The organism is Microbulbifer zhoushanensis (assembly GCF_021729055.1).
Taxonomy (GTDB): domain Bacteria; phylum Pseudomonadota; class Gammaproteobacteria; order Pseudomonadales; family Cellvibrionaceae; genus Microbulbifer; species Microbulbifer zhoushanensis.
On sequence record NZ_JAJSAO010000012.1, the window covers coordinates 1 to 9,219 of the forward strand.

General features: G+C 58.8%; 1 protein-coding gene. It reads right to left on the minus strand.

What is annotated here, in order from left to right:
• Nucleotides 1-8,345: isopeptide-forming domain-containing fimbrial protein (locus LVD10_RS17815; protein WP_237064490.1), on the minus strand; the 8,345-nt coding region annotated here is incomplete at its 3' end.
• Nucleotides 8,346-9,219 lie beyond the last annotated feature (874 nt).

Below are 9,219 nucleotides of genomic sequence, written 5' to 3' on the forward strand. Positions count from 1 at the left end.
TCTACAGACCAGTTCTGCAGCACGGGTTCTTCTGCATCGCGCTCACCGTCGAAGTCGATATCGCGCCAGAGGTAGCCTGCAAGATTGGCGATACCCGGTGTGCCACCCACATCGATGGCCACACTGGCCTGTTCGCTTACAGGAGGGTCATTCCACTCGGTAGTCGCGGTGTTCACTACCGTATAGCCGATTTCGAGATCCGCACCCAGCTTCGCCTGGAAGCGCAGGGTGGCAGACTCCCCCGGAGGCAGGTCGCCATAGGAGGAGCCAAAGTCGGCACTAATGACAGAACCGTTCACGCTGATCCCTGCAGCCTGGCCGTTTAGCATCGCCGAATCAGTGACATAAGTCAGCACACCCTCACCGGCCGCCAACAGGTCGTCCGTGATTACCACATTGCTGGCGGGAACAGAACTGATATTGGTAACCCGCACCAGATACTCGAGAGTGGCACCGGCCTCAGCCGCACCATCTAGCGCAGTTACCTCTTTGCTGATCGACAACTGCTGGGCATCCCCCACCACAACCTCGGTCGGCTGGGCACCGTTGGTCGGGTTGCCATCCGCGTCCGTCAGGACCTGGGGAAGCTCCGCGGTGGCCACACTGCCCTGGTTGCTGATCACTGTACCCGTGGCGGTAGCCGCATCGACTGTCACGTCGAACACGATCGTAGCGATTTCGCCTGCAGTAATAACACCCTCGGCGCTACCCGGCAGCGGTGGCGTCAGGTCACTGGAGGAAATCGGCAGGCCCGTGGCGAGTCGCGCCTCACCACCGCCATTGTCGCTCAATGCGATGCCGTTCAACGTGGTGCTACCGGCCACATAGGTGGTATTGGCCGGAATCAGGTCGGTCAGTTCCGCCTCGGTGGCATCCACTCCACCAATGTTGTTGACGGTAATGGTGTAACGCAGGGTATCACCCGGATCAACGTTGCCCGCAGTGGAGCCATCCTGCTGGATCATCACTGTCTTCTGCACGAGCAATGATGCCACTTCTCCGACGATATCAATCGTGGGGTCGCCCTGGGTATCCGTGCCCGGGTCATCGGAGGGGGTTTCCGCAACCGGGCCACTACCGGCGCCCTCGCCGGCCACAAATCCCTGGTTGGAAATCAGCGTGCCCTCGTTGACGTCGTTGATGGTGACATCAAAGGTGACAGTCACAACCTCTCCACCGGTCGCCACGACGACACCTTCTGCTTCTCCCGGCGAGTTGATTGCCAGGCCGGCAGACAGCGGCGAGCTGCCACCACTATCGGCAACGGTGACTCCGTTGAGGGTTGTGGAGCCGGGTACGTACGTGGTGTTGGCCGGCACCTGGTCGCGCAGGGTCATCTCAACGGCATCTTCGCCGCCGATGTTATCCACCGTGAGGGTGTAGCGCAGGGTATCGCCCGGGAGCAATACCGCCGGATCGCCGGTCAGGTCCTCGGAAATCTTCTCCACCTCGAACAGCGGCGTGGAAGCGATCAGTGTTTCGGTCGGGTCCTCGGTGCCACTGACCGCGGGATCGTCACTGGAGCCGAAAACCTGCCCATCGATGTTGAGCTGGGCCTGGTTGAGGACCACGGTACCGCTGGTAATCACTGGGGCGAGGGTGGCCTCGAAAGTGATAGTCACCGTGTCATTAGCCTGGCCCACGGCTTCAATCTGCAGGTTATCGACTTCGAGTAGGCCAGTGCCCTTGGCGCCGCCATTACCCGTAACAGTTATCGTGCCGCTGGACGATTGTTCATTGCCAATGGAATTCGGCTCAAACACCGCAGTGCCATTGAGGCGATCCAGCTCATCCACGAGGGAGAAATCGCTCAGCGGCACATCACTGATGTTCTGGATCTCCACGGTGTAACGCAGCCGATCACCGGGGCTGGCGGTTGCCCCTGAACCACCAGTTGTGACATTGAATACGGTCTTGCGTGTTTCCAGTACCGCGCCTTCCACGACAAACTCATGGTTGTCCTCGTGATCCACCACACCGGGCGTGCCATCGGTGAGCTGGCGCTGGTAGGCAAAGCGCTCGGATGAGGATGCATCGGCACTGAACCACTGGGTGGCACCAGCGATATTGATAAGGGTGCTGCTGCCAACGTTGTCCTCATCCAGGGCTACCTGGTAGCTGAGTGTCAGGCTGTCGCCCGGTGCGAGCTCGTCATCGGTTTGCAGCGCCGCGGAAAACTCACAGGTAGGCTCTCCGGCCACAAAACTGACGGCAAAATCCGCCGCATTCAGTGCTATCGAGGATCCATCCGCTTTCTGGATTGCAGCGCTCTGGATAACAGGCTGGACATCACACATTCCGCCCGGAGTCGGGTTCGGCAGCCAGTCGGTCAGGGTCGGGTTCCATGCGCTGGATTCGCCGGTGTTGCGCACTAGCAGGGTGAAATTGTCCGGGGTGCTGACACTGATAGACGCGGGACCGCTCTTCTCAACCACGAGCTCCGGGTGAACGATTGTCACCGGATCGGCATCGCCCCCCGTGGTCGCATCGTCGCCAAGGCGCCCGGACCCGCTGTCATAATCGTACCAGGCGCGGTTTACAAATGGTTCGGTACGGACCTGGTTGGTCGCGGTGTTCAGCACCTCAACCGTCACCAGCACCTCGACCTGCCCGCCCGCCGGGATATCGATACCACCATTGTTATCGACCAGCACCAGGCTGTCGGCAGTACCGGTATTGGTAAGAGCGACGCCACCCAGGGTCGCGGAAACGAAGCCCAGGTCGACACCGGTCGCTGACAGGTCGTCATGAATGCGTACATCCTGCAGCGCCACATCCACCGGCTGCTCGGGAATGGTGATGGTATAGGTCAACTCCTCACCGATAGCGACAGTGCTCTGTGACGACGCCTTGCTCAGTACCCCGGGCATTGCGGCAGTGAGGTCAAAGGTCGCCGGCTGTGAGGGGCCATACTCCTCGCGCCAATCCACTGTGCTGTTCGCCGGCACCTGATCGTTATCGAACGAGTAATAGCGAAGCACCTGCGCGGTATTGGTGAGAGTGATACCTGCGGCCAGGTCGCTGTCACCCGTCACTTCGTAAACTACACGCAGGGTCTCACCGGGATCGATCGCTGCATTGGCCGCAGGATCGAAATCCCAGGTAACAGTGCCGGTGGCAGAGTCGTAAGTTGGTGTGACTGCCACGTTAGCGCCGGAATTAACCAGTGTCGCACTGATGGCAGTCACCCCGGCCTGGCGCAGGCCCACAGGCAGGGTGTCCACCAGTACCGTATCGTAGGCAGGCGCATTGCCGTTATTGGTGATATCAACGGTATAGGTCGCCGTCTCACCACCGCTGATCTCGGTATCACCATCATCCGGGGTTACACCGGACTTGGTCACTGCGAGCAGTGGCTGCAACGCGGTGACCGTGGCATTGTCGGTCAGTGGTGCTGCGGCAACCCCGCCAACCTGGTAATTCAGGCTCACAGAGTTGGTCAGCGACTGCGAGGTCGGCTGCTGGCTCAGGATATCGCCATTCTGCACCCGTGCCCGGTAGACAATGGTCAGGAAATCATTGGCGGGGTCACCGTCTATGGGATTGGTAACCTGATCAATTGTCCAGGTGACTGTCCGCAGGTCTGCACTTACATCCGGTGTCGGCATGGTTGCCGGTGGGGTACCGAAATAGTCCGCACTCACCATCTCCACGAAAGCCATGCCCTGGGGCAGGCTGTCGGTGAGCACCAGGTCATTGTGGGTTCCCTCAACGAGGGCAATTTCCAGTTCGTACTCGACGGTATCGCCGACGCGGAGACTTCCACTGCCGTTCCAGCTGTCGCCGACAGTCGCCTTGGTCAGGTCGATGTTGTAATCAACTCCCAGGCCGCTGGTATCACCGATGCAGTAGGTGTTGGGTGCAGTGACGTTGGGGCAGCCATCGCCAGTGCGCTCACGATTACCGGAGAAGGAACCATCGAGCGAGGTCCAGTCCGCCAGGGCACTGTTGACAATATCCTCGGAGGTAACGATATCGACATTGACCCGGTAAACAATTACCAGCTCGCTGCCGGCGGGAATGCGCAGAGAGCTATCGCCATTACCACGGCCCCAGGTAAGCGTATTACCGCTCACTGCAGGAGTGCCATTGAACCCCGCCAGCGGCGAACCATCGATTGCGGCACTGGTTGAGCCATCGATGTAGCTCAACTCGGCCGGCAGGGTGTCGGCAATATTGGTATCGAATGCGGTCGATGTACCGTTGTTGGTAACGGTCAGGGTGTACTCGAGTTCGTCACCACTTGCGGCCGGCTGGCCGGGATCAGTGACATTCGCGACGTCCTTGGCCATCGCCAGGTCGGGCTCAACGATGATGATGTCTGCCTGGCCGCTGGTGCCGCCGTCTACGTCAACACCACCCTCCTGGTAGGTGTAGGAGGCGGTATTACTGACAGGTGTCGCGCTCGCATTCACATTCTGGGTGTTCGCCACCCAGGTTGTGAGGGTAATCACCGCCTGCTCGCCGGCGGGGATGTTGCCGATATCCCAGCTCAGTTCCTGCCCGTTCTGGTTGGTGGTTGTACCGAGGGGCGAGCCGTTCAATGCCACCGAGGCATCGACATACCGCAGCGCAGGGTCGAGCAAATCGGTGACTGTCACACCATCCAGCTCGCCATTGACCGGTGTGCCGGGCACGGTAATGGTGTAGACAACCTCTTCACCGATGGTTGCCTCGGATACCGAAGCGGTCTTGGTGGGAGCGGCCACATCAAATGTGTTGGTCATCCAGACACTGGAGGAAGCCACCGGGTTGATGGCAATGTACTCACGGGCATCGGCGCTATCGAGCGTTTCACGCGACCAGTAGGCTTCCAGGCTCGCAGAGTTTGACCACACCTGGTTCGGCGCGATATCGGTGTAGAAACCAATGCTGTAGTCCACCGTTACGCAGCCTGACGCTTCCAGCGGTACCTCAAGCAAAACAGCCAAATTGCCGTCGCGGGTGGCAGGTGCTGTGTAGGTGTAATCGGCAGCATCAAGGGCAGTGCCGTCAATCGACACTGTCAGACCACTGATGGACTGGTCATCCAGTTCCGCCGGCAGGTCATCAGTAAGCTGAACCCCATAGGCCGGGGCATCCCCGACATTACAGGCCTCCAGGGTGAAATCCATAGTGTCGGAGGCAATATCCACCACGTAAGCGGTGGCCGCGGATTGGCCGTCGCCAATCGAGGAGCCATCATCCGGGATCACTACCCCGGTCTTGGTGAGTTCGGTGATCTGCGGCTGCAGCACTTCAACGCTGGCGGTCTCGGCAGCGGTGGTGGCGGCAGTGCCATCGGCAAAGGTATAACCCAGCGTGGCCTGGTTGTTAAGGATGGTAGTGGTCGGCGTCGGCGCCGGTTCCTCAGCGGGGCCGTGCTGCACCCGCGCGCGATAGACAATCACAAACTGGTCGTCGGACGGGTCGTTGTTCGCGGCGTTGGTAATATCACCGAGCGACCAGGTCAGGGTACCGGTCTGGTCGGCAGAGGGCACATTGGCTGCCGGGATATCGGCATGGGTGAACACGCCCGCACTGCTATAGGGCGCGGCTGTATCACCGTTGATGCTGACCACATCGACAAAGGCGAGCCCCGGGTCCAGCACATCGGTGACGGTGACGTCGCTGGTCTGCCCCTCCGGCAGGGTCAGGATCAGCTGGTAGGTGATGGTGTCACCAGCGCGGGCATTGGTATCGGCAGTGGTGGCGATGCCACTGTTCCAGGTATCCGCGACCACCGACTTGGTAAAGGCGGTGGTATCGATGCTGGCCAGGGTGCTGGTTGCCGTGACGAAATAATCGTTGAGCGCCGTTTCGTCCGGTGCATCATTGCCGGTACGCTCTTCGCCGACAGGCCCGTCGAGAGACGTCCAGTCGACCAGGACACTATTGACCAGGTCATTCCCATCGACGCCATTTACATTGACCCGGTAGGTCAGTGTCAGGGTCTCACCCACCGGGACAGGCAGGCTCTGACCGTTACTCCGTCCCCAGACCAGTTCATTGCCAGTGACAGTGGGCGCTACTGACGTTGTGGCGCCATTGAGAGTAATCTCAGCTGAACCGGGTTCAAGTGTCAGGCCCGCCGGGAGGATATCCGTGATGGATAAATCATAGGCGGTGGACGTGCCTGTATTGAGCAGCTCGACGGTGTACTCAAGCACGTCACCGCCCTGCGCTGGGTCACTGGCACCCTTGCCGGTGGTGATATTCGCCACAGTCTTTGTGGCCTGCAGCTCCGGCTCCACAATACTGATCGGTTGCGCCGTATCTTCCGTGCCCGTGCCATCACTCTGTGCGCCACCCTGGGTACGGCTGTAGGTATAGCTGGCGGTATTGCTAAACGGCGCAGTCGAGTCCTGGTTGTCAATCTCGTTCTTAAGGCGCACTTGCAGCGTCACCAGCGCCTGCTGGTTTGCCGGAATATCCAGCCCAACCACCGTCTCTTCCAGGACCAGGTCCGCTGCGGTCCCGGTATTCGCCAGGCTGTAAATGGTTCCGCCGATATCGGCAGTCGCCCCGACAAACTCCAGGTTTGACGGCAGGGAATCCCGGATATGGACATCGTACAGGGGCGCATCTACCGGGCTCGCGGGAACGCTGATCTGGTAACTGGACAGCTGGCCGATAGCTAGCTCAGTTTGCGTACTCTGTTTGGCCAGGGCCCCGGGCGATACAATTGCCACCACCGTGGGATCCTCATCCCCAAGGGTATCGGGGTCAGAGACACCACTAACGAAAGGGTCATCACTGTCGTAGGAGGCCGCGACAGGGGTGATCCCGGTGGCCTGCATAGACGCCTGGTTTTCCACCAGAGTCCCCGTAGCCAGGCCAGCGGCCAGCGTTGCCTCAAACTCGATCAGCAGGTCATTGCCCTGGGGCAGTGACAGGGAGCCGCCATCACCTTCCACCAGCAACTGTCCACCACTGATGCTACAGGTCGGCACCACAGGTTCATCCACCGGGCCGACAATCTCGCAGGTCAGCACTGTTGTGCTGGCGAATTCTGCAGGCAGAACATCGGTAATCCGGATATCGGCGATATTCTGGTCGACGTTAAACAAACGGATCCGATATGTCAGTTCGTCTCCCGGTGCCGCTGAGGTTGCCGGGAAAGCCCCGGTGACATTATTCGCTACGGTTTTCTCGAAATAATAACCGGACAGGGCCACCTCGACTGTGGCCGCATCTTCATGGTCATCGGTGCCGACGGTACCGTTGGTAATCTCGCGCTCATACTCACCACGGCTCGGGTTCGATACAGAGTCATTGGCCCAGAAGGTAGCGCCAGCGAAGTTAGTCAACTGCCCGGCCGGCGGATTATCCGGATCAAGGGGATTGAGCTCACTGTTGTACGTAATCTGGAGAAAGTCATTGGGCGCCAGACTGCCCGCTTCATTCGTCAACTCGATAACCAGCAGCCCCGGGCTCCCGCCGGGGCTGTAGTCCAGCGTGTAGTCATCGCCCTCAGTTAGCGTGACACCGCCAAGGGTCACCGAAACCGTTCCGGACGGATCAAAGTCCTGCATTTCCGGCGGCAGCTGGTCTTCAATTCTTATGTCCCAGGCAGGCGAACCACCGACATTCTGGACACTGAGGGTATATTGGGGTGAATCAGTGGCATTGATCGCGGTCGCGCTGGTGCTCTTGTTCAGGACCAGGTCCGGAGCGGAAATGCTCAACAATTGAGCGATACCATTCTCACCCGGCAGCGGATCGTAGAAGGTACCGTCAATCTCACGGGCAAACTCCCAGCTTGCGATGTTGGTAAAAGGCTTCCCGATCGTATTGGTCGCGGAATCTTCCAGCATCACCTCAAGCTCAATATGGACTTGAGCGCCCGCTGGCAGAGTTCCCGGGTTATTGATCACTAACTCCAGCTCGCCAGGGTCTTTTGCGTTACCTCCATTATTACGAACGCCGATGTCGCCGGGGACGCTCAACGGCGTGGTTGCGCCACTGGTGTCCTCGTAAAAAGCCCGAATATCCAGGAGCTCAAGATCCACACCCAGTGTCGCGACAGACAAATCATCCCAGATCGTAATGGCCTGGATATTGTTGTTAGAGCCAAAGTCCTGTAACACGGTACCGTTGACAGGGTCGTACAGGACAGGCACATCCAGGGTGTAAACGAACGGCACACCAACAGTAACCGAGGAAATCGGGCTCCCAGACAGGTCGGTGGCCTGCTTCTCGATTTTCTCCACCGGAATGATCAAGTCCTGGCAACCCGCTTTGACCGTACTGAAATTGGAGCCATTCACGGCCCAGACAAAAGCTTTCCCGCCCTCGACATTGGCACAGGCAAAGTTACCCGTATAACAGACGTTATCGAATATAATCAGCGTCCCGTCAGTCACACTCGCAAAGTTCAGTGTCGAGCTGAGAGGGCTATCGCAGCTGAAGTTCTTGACCGTGCATGAACGGTCAATCGAAAGCTGCTCCGAACCGGTAAAAGCGCGGCCGTCATTCGAGAGCGCGCCGGGCCCGTCGATTACACAATCCTGTGGACTGCCAGGATCATTTAGCGGGGGAGTAACAGATTCAAAATCCGACGTCGCAAAGTTAGCGGCCAGCGCTACTTGGCTGAAAGGCATGGCCAGCAGCATTCCCAGTAACAGACTCGGGCCAACCCTCGGCGGTAGCGAGCCAAAGCTGCGGAAAAAACCAGCAAGCCCCTTCTTCAGGGATTTCAGTCCAAGTACTTCTGACATCATCGTTACTTTCAGCCGCTACAAGAGAGTCTACTTTTTGCCCGACCGCCTAAATTTCGAGCAGGCGGAGGGACACTGCCCGGTTGTCGGACATTATCGAGAGAAGGAAAAGGAGGCCGTGAAGCAGGTCTAAATTACTTCGCGTAAAGCAAATTTTTTTGAGGAATGCCAAGCAGTTCTCAGGGACACTTCAGGCATTTTCTTAAGGGACAAAGAGCAGGAAGCGATTATATTTTAGCCAGCGCGGCGGGGTCAGTTGGGATCGAGCACCCCAGAGCCAGCCCAGCAGCAGCAAGATTCCACCACAGGCCAGAGGGTGTATAAAGCAGTAACAACAGGAAAAGTGCCGGGCTGTGCGCCCGGTCATGAATGGTAAGAGGCCTGTACGACAAACCGGGCTCCTGCAACCGCATTGCAGGAGCCCGCCTGACGCGCGCTACAGTTTGCCCACCACGTTGATGAAGAACCCCTGGCTGTCGTAGTCCAGCTGCGTCAGGTCATCCGAGAAGTCCGTGAAGTT